The 14,363-nt window shown below is 42.1% G+C and carries 14 protein-coding genes; 9 read left to right on the top strand and 5 right to left on the bottom strand.

What is annotated here, in order from left to right:
* Positions 1-11 precede the first annotated feature (11 nt).
* The 4 genes from ACO05V_RS10635 to ACO05V_RS10650 all read left to right on the top strand — a co-directional run bounded on the left by ACO05V_RS10635 (position 12) and on the right by ACO05V_RS10650 (position 2,838).
* Entirely contained in the window at positions 12-566 is a 555-nt protein-coding gene (locus ACO05V_RS10635; protein ID WP_421850793.1) for a hypothetical protein, read from the top strand.
* A gap of 82 nt (positions 567-648) precedes the next feature.
* Entirely contained in the window at positions 649-1,362 is a 714-nt protein-coding gene (locus ACO05V_RS10640; protein WP_421850796.1) for a Fic family protein, read from the top strand.
* A gap of 387 nt (positions 1,363-1,749) precedes the next feature.
* Complete coding sequence (locus ACO05V_RS10645; protein ID WP_421850799.1) at positions 1,750-2,319, top strand: DJ-1/PfpI family protein; 570 nt, start codon at positions 1,750-1,752, stop codon at positions 2,317-2,319.
* Between the two features lie 159 nt (positions 2,320-2,478).
* On the top strand, positions 2,479-2,838 hold the full coding sequence (locus ACO05V_RS10650; RefSeq protein ID WP_421850802.1) for a ribbon-helix-helix domain-containing protein: 360 nt from the start codon (positions 2,479-2,481) through the stop codon (positions 2,836-2,838).
* Between the two features lie 28 nt (positions 2,839-2,866).
* Here the strand turns inward: ACO05V_RS10650 and ACO05V_RS10655 are convergent, their stop codons facing one another.
* Positions 2,867-3,352, bottom strand: coding sequence for a cytochrome b (locus ACO05V_RS10655; RefSeq protein ID WP_421850805.1), 486 nt, complete (start codon positions 3,350-3,352; stop codon positions 2,867-2,869).
* Between the two features lie 243 nt (positions 3,353-3,595).
* Here ACO05V_RS10655 and rluF point away from each other — a divergent pair, with 243 nt between their 5' ends.
* From rluF to ACO05V_RS10680, 5 genes are all read left to right on the top strand, one after another.
* A complete protein-coding gene (gene rluF / locus ACO05V_RS10660) occupies positions 3,596-4,624 on the top strand; it encodes a 23S rRNA pseudouridine(2604) synthase RluF (RefSeq protein ID WP_421850808.1) in 1,029 nt (342 codons plus the stop codon).
* A 555-nt stretch (positions 4,625-5,179) separates the two neighbouring features.
* Entirely contained in the window at positions 5,180-6,181 is a 1,002-nt protein-coding gene (locus tag ACO05V_RS10665; protein ID WP_421850811.1) for a hypothetical protein, read from the top strand.
* A 297-nt stretch (positions 6,182-6,478) separates the two neighbouring features.
* Positions 6,479-7,750 carry a PqiA/YebS family transporter subunit gene (locus ACO05V_RS10670; RefSeq protein ID WP_421850814.1) on the top strand — a complete coding sequence of 424 codons (1,272 nt, stop codon included), beginning with the start codon at positions 6,479-6,481 and terminating at the stop codon, positions 7,748-7,750.
* Positions 7,747-9,393: an intermembrane transport protein PqiB gene (pqiB, locus tag ACO05V_RS10675; protein WP_421850817.1), complete on the top strand. Its 1,647-nt coding sequence runs from the start codon at positions 7,747-7,749 to the stop codon at positions 9,391-9,393. Before ACO05V_RS10670 ends, pqiB begins: the two co-directional genes overlap by 4 nt.
* A 14-nt stretch (positions 9,394-9,407) precedes the next feature.
* Positions 9,408-10,010 (top strand): PqiC family protein, encoded by a 603-nt coding sequence (locus ACO05V_RS10680; RefSeq protein WP_421850820.1) that lies wholly within the window; start codon positions 9,408-9,410, stop codon positions 10,008-10,010.
* Positions 10,011-10,106: 96 nt separating this feature from the next.
* On the opposite strand, the gene ACO05V_RS10685 is transcribed toward ACO05V_RS10680, so the two are convergent.
* From ACO05V_RS10685 to ACO05V_RS10700, 4 genes are all read right to left on the bottom strand, one after another.
* Positions 10,107-11,018, bottom strand: a complete 912-nt coding sequence (locus ACO05V_RS10685; RefSeq protein WP_421850823.1) for a homocysteine S-methyltransferase family protein — start codon at positions 11,016-11,018, stop codon at positions 10,107-10,109.
* An 87-nt stretch (positions 11,019-11,105) separates the two neighbouring features.
* Complete coding sequence (locus ACO05V_RS10690) at positions 11,106-11,711, bottom strand: pyridoxamine 5'-phosphate oxidase family protein (RefSeq protein ID WP_421850826.1); 606 nt, start codon at positions 11,709-11,711, stop codon at positions 11,106-11,108.
* A gap of 66 nt (positions 11,712-11,777) precedes the next feature.
* A complete protein-coding gene (locus ACO05V_RS10695) occupies positions 11,778-12,647 on the bottom strand; it encodes an alpha/beta fold hydrolase (RefSeq protein ID WP_421850828.1) in 870 nt (289 codons plus the stop codon).
* 233 nt (positions 12,648-12,880) lie between these two features.
* Positions 12,881-14,167, bottom strand: a complete 1,287-nt coding sequence (locus tag ACO05V_RS10700) for a cation:proton antiporter (protein ID WP_421850831.1) — start codon at positions 14,165-14,167, stop codon at positions 12,881-12,883.
* Positions 14,168-14,363: the final 196 nt, after the last annotated feature.

The following is a 14,363-nucleotide window of genomic DNA, read 5'->3' on the forward strand; positions in this document are numbered from 1 at the left end:
GAGGAAATCTTATGGAAAATTACATCGGATATGCGGTGGCGGGCTTACTTGCACTATCAGCGGTATTGCTTGGAGTCTTGATCCCAGGCGGACCAATTGAAAATAGGAATTTCTCACATATATCTCCCTTAAAGTTGGGGGTGTTTAATGTGTTTCTAACTATTTTGGGGATTGGTAGTTTTGCGTTAGTCTATTTTTCAATTGTAGGAGCCGGGCCTGCATTCATCGCAGCAACGCTTTGTGGAATATCGTATTTCCTAGTGTATGCCCTAGATTTAGGAAAGATATTTCCTGTCTCTCCAGATAGGATGCCACGTGCATTGTTCTGGATTGAGGTTGTCGGGCTTATCCTATCGATACCGCTAATATTTCTATCATTTGTCTATATCTTCATGTCAAAAGGTGGTGTCAACGCCTCTGGAATTACATCGGGTACTATGATCATTGTGTTGGCTGTTATGATTGTTCTGGGTATTGGAATAGTCATATTCGCTACAAAATCAGCAATGAGACAATCGCCTAACAAAGCTAATTCAGCCGACGCAAAAAAACGCGCGGCTGAATAGCAGCGTTAGCCGACTTCTTCCACCTTACTCATCAGTAAGTGTATACTTAGCCAAGTTTTACTTTGAATTGAAGAAGATCACTATGACAGCAGTGACAGATAACATGTGGAGTATGAAACCAAATATACCGTTGGCTAAACAACTTGCCAAGAGAGATGTACCAGCTTTGGTTTATGACGCTGTTAACCTCGAGGGTGTTGCAATGACTTTACCTGAGGTGCAGACCATTCTTGACGGTATCACCGTAGGCGGCCATCGAATTGGTGATCAAAATATGGCAATGAACCAAGCTCGAGCATGGGAGTTTATTTTTGGCTTAGTTGATCAAGGTGAGTTTCAATTTAATAAAGAAACCGCCTTAAAAATTCACAATATTGCTGGCAAAGAAGAAGCGTTAGAGTGGGGTAAGTTCCGCTCTGGTTTCGTTTCCATTACGGGTTCGGAGTATGAGCCTCCTGCTCCAGATGAGCTGGACGAAAAATGGCTTGAAGTTGAGAGCAAGGTGAATAACGAATCTGATGTTTACGATCAAGCAATTACAGCATTTTTACAAATGGCACGCGCTCAATTTTTTTGGGATGTTAACAAACGTACAGGTCGGTTCATGATGAACGGTATTTTGTTGGCTAACGGTTTTCCTATCATTAATGTGCAAGCTAAGCGTCAGCAAGAGTTTAATACGCTCATGCTCGACTTCTACACTTCTAATGACATGACACCAATGAATAAGTTTTTACGAAGCTGTTTGGATGAAAAGATTATTCGTAATTTCAAGCTAGATCTGAAAATCGGCTAAAAAATAAACAAGCCACCCACCTTTGTGAGGCCGTGCTATCAAGGATTAGCCTTTTAATGTTGCTTCGTTAGTCGTCGAGGGTGTTGGTTGTTGGCATGCGTTTCGTGTCTAGTCTCATCAGGGCTGCAATTTTTTGGTGTTTGGCAAAAGTTACCCGCTCAGCTTTTCCCTGAATTAAAGGGCGGAATAAAGGTCGGGAATACAAAGCCTTTGAATGGAGCCAAAGAACAACCCCATCCTCCGCCTTCCGCTTGGAAGACAAAAGGGGAAGGGACTTAGTCCCAAATCGCCAACGGCTAAACCCCAATGTAATAACCACTTAATACCTTTTCCCTTTCTCTAGCTGTTACAACATAGGACGTTTTAACCAAAACAGGAGAAGGTGTCATGTCTAATAAAAAAATCTTAATGATCACGGGTGATTTCACGGAAGATTACGAAACTATGCTGCCGTTTCAGGCGTTGATGAGTGTTGGCCATACTGTGCATGCGGTTTGTCCAGATAAGAAGTCTGGGGATACGGTGGCGACGGCGATTCATGATTTTGAAGGTGATCAAACCTATACGGAAAAACCGGGGCACCGTTTTGCGTTGAATGCGACCTTTGCTGATATCAAGGTGGAAGATTACGATGCGCTGGTGATTCCCGGTGGCCGAGCGCCTGAGTATCTTCGTTTGAATAAAACGGTGATTACTATGGTTAAGCATTTCTTTGATACCAATAAACCGGTGGCGGCGGTGTGTCATGGTGCGCAAGTGCTTGCCGCAGCAGGTGTGTTGGAAGGTAGGAAGTGTTCTGCTTATCCAGCGTGTCAGCCTGAGGTGGAGCTTGCGAAAGGGGAGTTTATGGATATTCCAGTCGATCAAGCGGTGACCGATGGTAATCTGGTGACAGCGCCAGCATGGCCTGCACATCCGGCGTGGCTTGCTCAGTTTTATGTTTTATTGGAAAAGTAAATAGAGACTTTTCACGAATGTACTGAGTGAATTCGGGTGAGTATGGTAAGTGTAAAAATGCAAACTCACCCGACTCTTTTTCCCTATCTTCGGCTAGACTGTTTGCATTGAGTTATTTCATTCCAATAATAAAAAACGTCATTCAGTAGGGAAAATACAATGTGTAAGCTCTTTGTGAATTCAGATCCTAGGCTGTGGGAAAATGTCACTCGTTCTTTGCGTATTGATGGCATGGTCACCAGTATTCGATTGGAAAGTTTTTTTTGGTTTACGCTGGAGGAGATCGCTCAGCGCGACAAGTTGTCTTTGTCGCAGATGATCGCCAAGCTCAATCATGAAGCCTTGGATGCCGGTCATGATTTGGATAATTTCACGTCTTTTCTTCGGGTTTGTGCCATGCGTTATCTGCATTTGCAAACCATTGGTATGTTGCCTCACTCCCATGAGATTAGTATAGCGTCTCTAAACACAGATCGTATTCTTGAACAGGAGAAATGCTATCTAGAGACGCATCAGTAACCATTTATCAGTAGCCATTTATTGGTCGCTATTTCTGCCCAAACATCTTCATTAAAGTTCCGTCTTTTAATACGTATTGATGGAGCAGTGCTGCTGCGGCATGCAGTAACACCAACGACATCATGATGTTCATGGCAATTTCGTGTACATCTCCCATAAAGTGAATGCCTAAGTACCAAGCGGTTGCGCCAAATACAGGCACTAAAAACATCAGTAAATATAAGGTTTCATGGGTTAGGTGGGAAATTCTATCAAGCAAATTTTGTGAGCTTTTTTTGTTTTTTCTGGAGACTAAGCGAACAATAATACGTATTACGACTAGGGCAATTATGGCTAAACCAACGTATACATGTAGCGATGACACTAGGTTGTAGCCTGTGTTGCTGTCGTTTAGATGTTGGCGAAAAGCGCGCCCCATTCCTTCACTAACGAAGTAATTAAAAATAATCAAAGCCGCAATGGCCCAGTGTAGTACGATTTGGGCTGTGTTGTAGGAACGCTCTTGGTTTTGCATTTTCATCTCCATAGATAACCCGTTGATGTGGTGACTCCGCTTTTACCCGTTAACTTTAGCGAGTCAAGATTAAGGCTTTCTTAACGATTATTTTATTGTCGATATATTTCTAGATTTCTGTGTATCTCCCTAAAATGCTCATGGCGTTTCCTATATAATGTGCGCCATCTCGTTGTTGACGATTCATTCAGTTTTGGTTCTTTCTTCGTAGGAAAGGCTTTTTATAGGTAAAAACGGCACTTTATGTTTAACGCTTCATCTACTCGTTTAAATAAATACATCAGCGAAAGCGGCATCTGCTCTCGAAGAGACGCTGACCGCTTTATTGAACAAGGTAATGTGTTCATCAATGGCAAGCGTGCTTCGGTTGGTGATCAAGTGGTTGCCGGTGATACGGTACGAGTGAATGGGCAAATTATTGAGCCGCAAGACGCGGATGATTTTGTTTTTATCGTGTTAAATAAGCCAGTGGGCATTGTCAGTACCACGGAAAGCTCTGAGAAAAATAACATTGTTGATTTTGTTAGCCATGGGGTGCGTATTTTTCCTATTGGTCGTTTGGATAAAGACTCTCAGGGTTTGATCTTTTTGACCAATAATGGCGATCTGGTTAATAAGGTATTACGTGCTGGTAATAACCATGAGAAAGAATATTTGGTGACGGTGAATAAGCCGGTAACCGATGACTTTATCGCAGGCCTGGCGGGCGGTGTGCCTATCTTGGGGACAATGACGAAGAAGTGCCCAGTTACTAAGGTAGCGCCGAATGTGTTTAACATCACCTTAGTACAAGGTTTGAATCGTCAAATTCGTCGCATGTGTGAGCATTTTGGCTATGAAGTCATGAAGCTTGAACGTACACGAATTATGAATGTGAGTCTGAAAGGCATTCCAGTGGGGGAGTGGCGAGATTTAACACCCAAAGAATTATCTGTGTTACTTAAATCGATTGAAGATTCGTCTTCAGAAGCCAGTGCCACAGCGAAGAAGTCTCGCAATGCACCGCGTAAAAATACTCGTAATGATGGCGCTGCAAAACCAAAAGCGTTTTCAAAACCAACAGGAGCGACAAAAGGAAATACCAAACATCCTAAAGATGATTCTAGAAAACCTGCGGGTTCTAAAGGCAAAGATCGTCGACCTTTTGGTGATGGGAAGAAGCCTGGAGGAGGTAAGAGACCAACAGGTAAGCCGGGCGGGTCGCCAAAAAGCAATGGTAAGCCTGCGTCTAACGGCAAGCGTCCTGCAAAAGGCCGAGGCCCTCGTCCATAGTGGTTTGTTGCTATTGGTAATAAAAAAGCCCTAATAAAGATTAGGGCTTAGATGACTCGATAATCTCACCATGACAAGATGGTGGCTAGCGGGAAGGATTAATTACCTAATACATTGGTCGGAGACTTTTTCGTTGCCTTCGCTGCTTTCTTTTCTTTTGCTGTTAAAAGCGGTTTCTTTTTTGTCTCTTTTTTACTGTTTTGACCCTTGCTCATGATATTCACCATTAGTCATCACTGTATAACCTTTGTTGGTTCTCACCAACGTAAGGGCTGTTGCTGCGCACGGTTGTAATAGACGCCGTGAAAGTTGTTACGCAGCCAATTGAGTATGTGCTTTTTGTAGAGCAAGTAAAGGGATACTTGAGACGAAAATAGTAATTTTTTTGTCGTTCCATTTTGCTTGTATGGTGTTCAAAAAAGAGGTTGTTGAGGAGCTATTGTAAGTTTGAAGCAGCCGTTTTTATTTTGTTTATAATGGTTTTTTTATATAGGCAAAACAGTGTCGCGTTTGCAATTTATTTGACCTGTGATGCGCGTTATTTTAAGGATAGTTATGTACACAGACGAAGATTTAAATTTAGCAGTGAAGCAGGGCGTTTTTTCTGCAGAGTCGGTCGAGGAGTTCCGCCAGTTAGTGTCATCATCCAATGGCTCGCCTGCGATAGATGAAGAAAACTTTCGCTTGGTGGGCGGTTTTAACGATATTTTTATCGTGATTGCCAGTGCCTTGCTATTGTTTTCATCCCTTTGGGTATTGATGTTAATTAATGAGAGCTTGGCGTATTTGGTGTTTGCGGCTTTGTCTTGGGGCTTGTCGGAAATATTTGTGAAACGTCGAAAATTGGCGTTGCCTGCCATTGTATTATTACTGACGTTTGTTGGTGGCGCTTTTGGCTTAGCTGGTTCTTTATTTGGTGCTGAGTCTAGTTATGCGGTGATTTTCGCGACGGCGTTTTCGACACTGGCAGCCTATCTTCATTGGCGTCGATTTAGTGTACCTATTACGGTCGCTGTCGGCACAGGAACTGGCTTGGCGTTATTCGCGTCGATGGTGCTGAGTATTTTTCCTGACAGTGCTGGTTTTCTTATGGTGACTTTGTTTTTGTGCGGTGGTGTGGCGTTTGTCTTAGCCATGTATTGGGATGCAGGCGATACGAGCCGCACAACGCGCAAATCTGATGTGGCTTTTTGGCTGCACTTGTTGTCTGCGCCTTTGATTATTCATCCTATTTTTTCAAGTCTTGGGGTGTTGGATGGCAATGAAAGTCTGAGCAATATGTTGTTGATTGTTCTTTTATATTTGTTGATGACCATGGTGTCTATCTCGATTGACCGTCGCGCTTTTATGATATCTTCGTTGATGTATGTGATTTACGCTTTGGTGAGCTTGTTTGACCATTATGGCGGTGTGGGTTATAGCTTTGCGATCACGGGGATTGTGATGGGGGCATCTTTGCTGTTGCTGTCTTTCTATTGGCATGCGGTTCGATCTATTTTTGTACAAAGGTTACCTGAACGTATACAAGGCTATCTTCCAGTTATTAAAAAGGTGTAGGAAATGTGTGTGTTGCTGACAATGCGAATTTTATGGATTGCTTTGTTGGTTATGTCGTGAATAAAAACCAGATGGCGATAAATAAATTGCGCCCACTATTTTGTCTCGGCTAATGAAAACTGAATAAAATATGCTTTTTCTGTTGAGAAATATTATTAGCGTTTCCCGTTCACTAGAATAATGCATAAATGTTGTTGAAAGGAATATCTTAGATAGCTTGATTCTTGCCTGTGTCATCGTGTTATATAGAGGACTTGGGTGTTTTTGTCGGGTTTTTTATTGGGTCGTGGTTTTGTTATGAGTCATTCGGTATTTTATGAAAATATAACGACTTGTGAAGAGTGCGACTTTGTTAACGATATTCCTCCATTGCAAAGTGGAGAGCGTTTTCGCTGTCGGCATTGTGGTTATGTTTTAGTGAGTGCACATAAGCATGTCGCGGCGAGAATTATGAGTGCAGGTATTTCTTCTTTGTTAATGCTTGCACTGGCGATGAGCTTTCCCTTTCTTGGATTTTCTACCAATGGCATTGATCGAAGTGTCACTTTGTTTGATACACTCAGTGTATTGCTTAGTCAGGGGTATCTTGTCCTTGGGGCGATTATTAGCTTAGCTTTGTTTGTTTTTCCTTTGGTTTATTTATTGTCGGTTCTCTTTCTCGTTTGGTCTTTTCAGCATCAGCATGTCTTGCGCTTTGCTCAGCGTTATTGCTTACGTTGGATCACAGTTATTCAGCCTTGGTTGATGGTGGATGTTTTTCTAGTTGGTATTTTGGTGGCATTGGTTAAGATGAGCAGCTTGGCAGATATTTCATTTGAGCTGTCTTTTTGGGCGTTTTGTGGCTACGTTCTTTTGTTATTAAAAACCGTCACCTTAGTCGATAAACGCTGGTTTTGGAATCAGGTTGCAGGTAAGTCGGCAGACCACTCTGTAATTGAGGCAACAGCGAAACAACAAGGGCTAATTGGTTGTCATTTTTGTGGTGCAACATTACTTGGTGATGCAAAACATTGCGACCGTTGTGGGCACTCTGTTTATAGTCGACGACCGAAAAGTATCAACACCACAATTGCATTATTAATTGCTTCTTTGGTGATGTACATTCCCGCCAATATCTTTCCGATTATGCAAACTACATTTTTGGGTAGTACAGAACCTTCTACTATTATGGGCGGTGTGTTATTGCTTTGGTCGTTAGGCTCTTATCCTATTGCTTTGATTATATTGATTGCGAGTGTGGTGATTCCTCTCGCTAAAGTTTTAGCGTTGAGTTGGTTATGCTGGCAAAGTTATTTTCCGAGTCATCGACAGACGGAACAAAAAATTAAGCTCTATCGTATTACTGAATTTGTTGGGCGTTGGTCGATGATTGATGTTTTTGTGGTGGCTATTTTGACCAGCGTGGTTCAAATGGGGAATTTCATGTCAATTTTGCCGGGACCTGCCGTGTTGTCATTTACCTCTGTCATTGTGTTGACCATGTTGGCAGCCATGACATTTGATCCAAAATTATTATGGGATAAAGATAATGAGTCCAGTATCTCTTCTTCAGCAGGGGGAAAAGAGTGAGTGATCCGAACAAGCAAGTAGAAAATATACGACAAGTCCGATTTAACTCTATTTGGCTCGTGCCATTGATTGCGCTTATGGTTGCGGGGTGGATGCTTTATCAAAATTGGTCAAGCCAAGGTCCTGTTATTACCTTGATATCGGCTAATGCCGATGGCTTAGAAATGGGCAAAACGAAGCTCAAATCCCGTAACGTGGACGTGGGGAGAGTTATAGATATTCGCCTCAGTTCAGATTACGAAAAGGCGATAATTAAAGTTCGAATGAACCATGGCACAGAGCAAATGTTGCGCGATGATGCAAAGTTTTGGGTTGTTAAACCGCGTGTTGGAAAAGAAGGTGTAAGTGGATTAGGAACCTTGTTGTCGGGCGCTTATATAGATATGACGCCGGGTTCAAAAGGCAAACTACAGACCGATTTTACACTCTTAAGTCAGCCGCCATTGTCTACCGAAAATGAGGGTGTGCGACTTGTTTTATCGAGTACAGAAGGTTCCAAATTAGATGTTGGTGCTTCGGTGCATTTTCGTGGCTATGAAGTGGGTTATGTCGAAAAGGTGGGCTTTGATGCAGGAAAAGGCGCTATAACTTACCGTGTAGTAATTCGTTCACCTTACGACGCCTTAGTAAATAGTGAATCGCAGTTTTGGATGACACCGGGCTTGTCATTTAAGAGCTCAGCCAGCGGCTTTGAGGTGCGACTTGATTCTTTAGAAACATTTTTTGCTGGCGGTATTTCATTTGGTTTGCCTGAAGGGCGATTAGCAGGAAAAGCCGTTAATGATTTGGCAGAGTTTCGTTTATTTTCTTCTAAAGAAAGTGCATCGAATAATATGTATGACCAATTTATTAATTATGTCTTTTTGTTTGATAGTAATGTCAGTGGCCTAAAACCAGGCGCCGCGGTTGAGTTTCGTGGGGTTAGAATCGGTACGGTATTAGATGTGCCCTTTAATGGTATTCCAATGGATGCTTTAACGTCGCTTGATACGCCTGTGATTCCCGTTCGAGCTAGGATTGAACCTCAGCGCCTGTATTCCTTAGAAGCGTCTGATGCGATGTCGTTGCAAAAATGGAATGTACTTATTGATGATCGTGTTAAGAAAGGACTTCGTGCTACGCTGATTATTGGTAATTACTTAAATGCCGCAAAAGTGATTAGCATTGATTTTATGGATAATCCACCGCCAATAAAATGGAAAGAATTTGAGGGTTACCAAATATTTCCTACCGCACCAGATGCGTTCGCTAATATTGAGACTAAAGTGGGTAACATCCTAGATAATTTGTCTCAAGTGCCTCTCAATAAGACGTTTGAACAGCTTGGTCAAACGATGAGTGAAGCGAATGAAACCTTGCGCCAGTTGCAAGAGGTCAGTAAAAGTGTCAAACAGTTGCTTGATAAGTCAGAGACGCAACAACTTCCAGCAGATCTTGCGGCAACCATCAATGAGTTAAATTTAACATTAGAAACTTATCAGGCGAATGGTCAAATTGGTCGTCCTTTGAAAGAAAATATGGTGTCGTTAGGGCGAGCGTTAAATGAGTTACAGCCTTTGCTTCGACAGTTGAGAGAGAATCCAAATACTCTGATCTTTGACAGTAAACCGCGAGCAGATGTACAGCCGAGAGCGGCGAGATAGTTGAAAGGAATAAAATGAATATGATGATTTATTGGCGTGTTTTTGTGCTGGTTTTGATCAGTTGGATGATGACTGGTTGCGCTACGCCAACGCCACCGAGTAAAGAGTATTTGTTAATGGATGTCAGCTTAAAAAACGCCCAGGCCCAGTCAACGACAGGAATGTCTGTACAATTGATGCCAATCGTAGTGGCCAATTATTTGGCTGGTAACGAGATTGTATTAGTGACAAAACAAGGAAGCGTTCATCGCTCCCAGAGTAATTTGTGGGCAGAGCCTTTATCCCCTCAATTAACGCGTTTAACACAGCAACGATTAGAAAAAACTTTACCAAATATTACTTGGTTTGGTGGGCAGAGATTGCCTTCTTATGCGATTGCATTATTGAATATTGAAGTGGATGATTTTTACGCTGACTTGGAAGGCATGATACATATTTCTGGGCGCTGGCAAATGATTTCAGAGATGGGGGAGTTGTCTGCTTCAAACACTTTTGATGTACAAAGTAAATTGCAGTCGGATGGTTATTCAACCATGGTGCAAACACTTTCTGCCAGCTGGTTTGATCAAGTGATTGACCCTATGGCAAAAGAAATAGCGCAATCATTTAAAAACTAACCTCTATTTGAGCGTTATAAGAAAAAGCTATAACAAAAAAAAGACACAAAGGATAAACCTTTTGTGTCTTTTTTATAGAAATAACCAAAATGTGTATTAACTCGTTTTGTTGAACTCATCCATGGCGGCAATATGTTCTGGCCCAATGCCACAACAACCGCCAATCAAAGTGGCACCGTCTTCTACCCATTGTTTAACCCAAGTTAGGTAAGCTGGTGGTGTTAGATCAGCGCGTAGCTCATCAAGACCTTCGTTTGCCGTGGCATTTTTAGGCTGTGGTGGAAAAGCATTCGCGTAAGCTCCGATTTGGATGCTGTTCGCATTTAAAGAAGACAATACTGTTTGAGTGACTTGGATAGCTTCGCCAATAATTTCTGGCTGACTGCAATTAAACAGAATTGCATTTACCCCAATGGCTTGCATGGCTTTTACCGCTTCAACGACGGTTTCACCTGAACGTAATAAAGGCTCTGCGGTTGGTTCTGAATCTTCAAGCGTAAAAGACACCCAGAAAGGTTTGTGATCGGTATCAATTTTGTCGACAAGGGCTTTTACACGAGTGACTTCATCGATCAAGCTTTGCGTTTCGGATAACCAAAGATCCACATAAGGATTGAGTGATTCAATGAGCGGAACAGCTAACTCTTCCACTCGATCAGCTTGATATAGGTCTGCACGGTATGAACCAAACAATGGTGCAAGAGAGCCAGCAACTTTTGTATCTGTGCCGCTTTCGTCAGCTGCCTCACGAGCGACTTTGCCTGAAAGTACGGCTAACGCACGGCCTTGTTCTTTAAAAACATCTTCGCCTATGTGAAAAGGCACTAAAGAATAGCTATTAGTAGTGATGACACGAGATCCGCTCGCAATGTAAGACTGGTGTATTTCCTTCACAATGCTTGGTGCTTCCATCATCGCTAAGGCTGACCATTCCGGTTGTTTAAATGGTGCGCCGCGGCGTTCAAGTTCACGGCCCATGCCGCCATCAAGAATAGTGAATGCAGTCATATAAAATCCTATAGTGTTTTAGAGTATGGCGGGATTTTAGACATATTTTTAAAGTATTCAATGCTCACGCAAATTATCCAAGTGAAACTAGAGATCTTTTGTATAACGCTTAAGCATATCTTCTTGTGTTTCAGGCTCACCTGTAATCGCCAGTTGATCATTGATCATGACGCCCATAGTGGGTAGAGAAGAGCGTTCGATTGTTGACTCACTGGACCAAAGTTTAGATCGCATTAAAGCTTTCGCACAATGTAGAAAAACTTCGGTGATTTGTACTTCAATGCAGGCTTTCGGAGGGTTGGGTTCTTCTGCAAAAAGTGCCAAATAGTTTGCCGCGGTACTGATGCGAGCGGTGCCATTAATACGTAAGCTTTCATCAACGCCCGGAATCAGGAAAAGACAGCCAATATTTTTAGTCTCTACTAAATTTACTAAGCTATCTAAACGATTGTTGCCTTTTGACTCAGGAATAACGATACATCTCTCATTGATGATTTTTACAAAGCCAGGCTTGCCTCCACGAGGAGAACAATCTGTACGGCCTTCAGTGTTGTAACTGGCGAGAGTAAAAAATGGCGATAGGTTGATAAATGCGATTGAATGCTTTTCTAGTTTTGTTAGCTGCTTGTCTTTTGCTCGGCCTTTGGGAAAATCAAATACTTCTCTTAGTTCCTCTTCCGATTTTATGTACATAAAAAAGTCCTTATCTTTTTAACGCATATTTTTTCGTAAGCCGAGAGTGTCGGGCTCGGTAGACGGTTATTCAGTGTACTTTAAAAATGCCTGCATGGAATCGAGAACATGTATTGGATGAGTCATGTGCAAACAATGCCCATTACCTTCGATGATGTCTAACTTGGCATTCTGTAATTTACTTTGCGTATATTCACCGACACTTACAGCAACTAATGCATCGTTTGAGCTTTGTAATATTAAGCATGGGTGAGATATTTGAGGAAGCAATTCTCGATAATCGGAGAAGAAAGTTGCTTCAGCAAAGGGCTTAGAATAGGTCACATCGGTAGAGCAAAAGCTGGTTAATAATTCATGTACCAAGGCATCACTTTCTGACATGCTTGGGCCAATAGGGGACAAGTCGCTTCCCATGACCATAGGCGCTAGATAGTTCCCCCAGCCGATGTAATCTTTATCCATTAACTGTATTAACCCTTCCAAATCTTGTTTTGCAAAACCGCCTTGGTAGTCTTCTCCTAAGTTTAAAAAACAAGGCGAAGGGCAGATGGCAACCATCTTCGAAAATAGTTCTGGGCGTTGCTGAGCGGCAATCCATCCAATAGTGCTACTCACAGAGTGACCAACAAATATGGTGTCTTCTAGGGCCAGAGCATCACATATTTCTATGATGTCTAAAGCGTAACCTTCGAGGTGCTGATAGCGATCGGCTTCATAAGCAGAGAAGTCAGAATTGCCACTGCCAACATAATCAAACAGTAGGACTTGGTAGTTTTTTTCAAGAAAAGGCAGCATGAAACGCCACATGTTTTGATTACAACCAAAACCATGGGCCAAAATAATGGTCTTTTTGCCAGTGCCTACCAATTTGATATTATTGCGCTGCATAATATCGTTTAACTCATGCTCTCCATGCTGTGTCTTAAACATCATCATTTCCATTCTATTTAATAGGTTCTACTAGCTATGTTTTCTATCATAGATATAACGCTATTTTATAGTACCCGAATGATCATTTTACTGATCTACGACAAGGTTTATTGCTGGAGTGGTTGTTCCCGTTACATTGGAACAAAAACGCCAACAAAATGTTGGCGTTTTTATTTGTACAATAGCGCTTTCAATAGCAGTGCTGTAAAAGCCGCTTATCAAAAGAGAGAAGCCTGTGTTTATTTCGCTTTATCTTTCGCTGCTTGAATACTTTTTTGAATCAAAGGCGAAATCGTTAGGCCTTGTACAATGATGGAGAAAATAACAACCACATAGGTAATAATGACTATGATGTCGTGTAAATCTAAACCTTCAATCATTATTTTATTGGTTGGAATCGCCGCCGCCATAGCAAGTGCTAAACCGCCTCGTAATCCGCCCCAAGTCAAGATCTTCACAGAATGTTTATCGTACTCGCGGTAGCGTTTGAAAATTAGGTAAGGGCTGCCAACGCTGATAAAACGAGCCAGTAAAACGACTGGCACCATGACCAAACCTAAACCAATAATTTCCCAGGTTAACGGCATGGTCACAATCAACATACCAATGATTAGGAAAAGCAAAGCGTTTAAGAAGCTGTCTGTCGCATGCCAAAAATCTTTTACATAACGAGTGCCATCTGGACCGCTTCTCTTAGATGCTTTCGCTCGTGTGATATTTCCCAAAAGAATGCCGCTCGTCACCATCGCGAGTGCACCGGAAATTTCCCAAATATTGGCTAAAGCAAAACCCGCCGAAGGAATGGTTAGAGTAACCAATAGACGTGTATTGATATCTTTACAGTTGATGATGACAAAGTGACCAACCAGAGCAATAACAAGACCAAACACAATGCCGCCAATCGCGTCGACTAAAAATAGCTCGGCAACTTCTTGGAAACTGGCTTCAGTACCATAAAATGCGACCGCAAAGATGGTAGTGAAAATGACCAGGCCGACACCATCGTTAAATAAGGACTCACCTTCCACTTGGATCGAAATGCCTTGCGGTGCGCTCATTTGTTTTATGATGGCCAAAACTGCAATCGGGTCAGTAGGGCTTATCAAAGCGCCGAATAGTAGGCAATAAATGAAAGGTATAGGGAAACTGAGAAGAACAAACACATAGTAGCTTAAATAACCGACAATAAAGGTCGACGCTAGTGTGGAAAACAGCACCAATATAGTGATTTCCCATCGCTGTCTTTTTAAGGCTGCAAGATCTATCTCTAATGCGCCTGCAAATAGTAAAAAGCCTAACATGCCTTTTAATAGAAGCTGATTAAAATCTATTCCGGAAACAACTTGAGTAATGAATACCGCTGTTTCATCGCCAAGCATTTTAACCGCAAGAATCAGGAGTAATGAAATTACGACAGAGCCTGTGGTAATGGCAATCGTAGTTTGCATTTTTAGTATGTACTGGTTGGTAAAAGCGATGAAAACCGCTAGTGCCGATAGAAAACAGATGAGATACCAAGCGTTCATTTGAGAACCTTAACATTTATCAATAAAAAAGAGTGAGAGCCATAAAAGGGCGCATGGGGGATGCTGGGGCTGTATGTTATCCCTAGAATTTTCCTCTGTCACTGTTTTCGCTGTACAAAAACTGATCCTGATGCATCTAAGGACAAAAAAAGCATGAATCTTGCGCCTATTATTGTTTTTTGAGCGATTTCTTCTG

The sequence above is a fragment of the Marinomonas sp. genome, from assembly GCF_965225885.1.
GTDB lineage: Bacteria > Pseudomonadota > Gammaproteobacteria > Pseudomonadales > Marinomonadaceae > Marinomonas.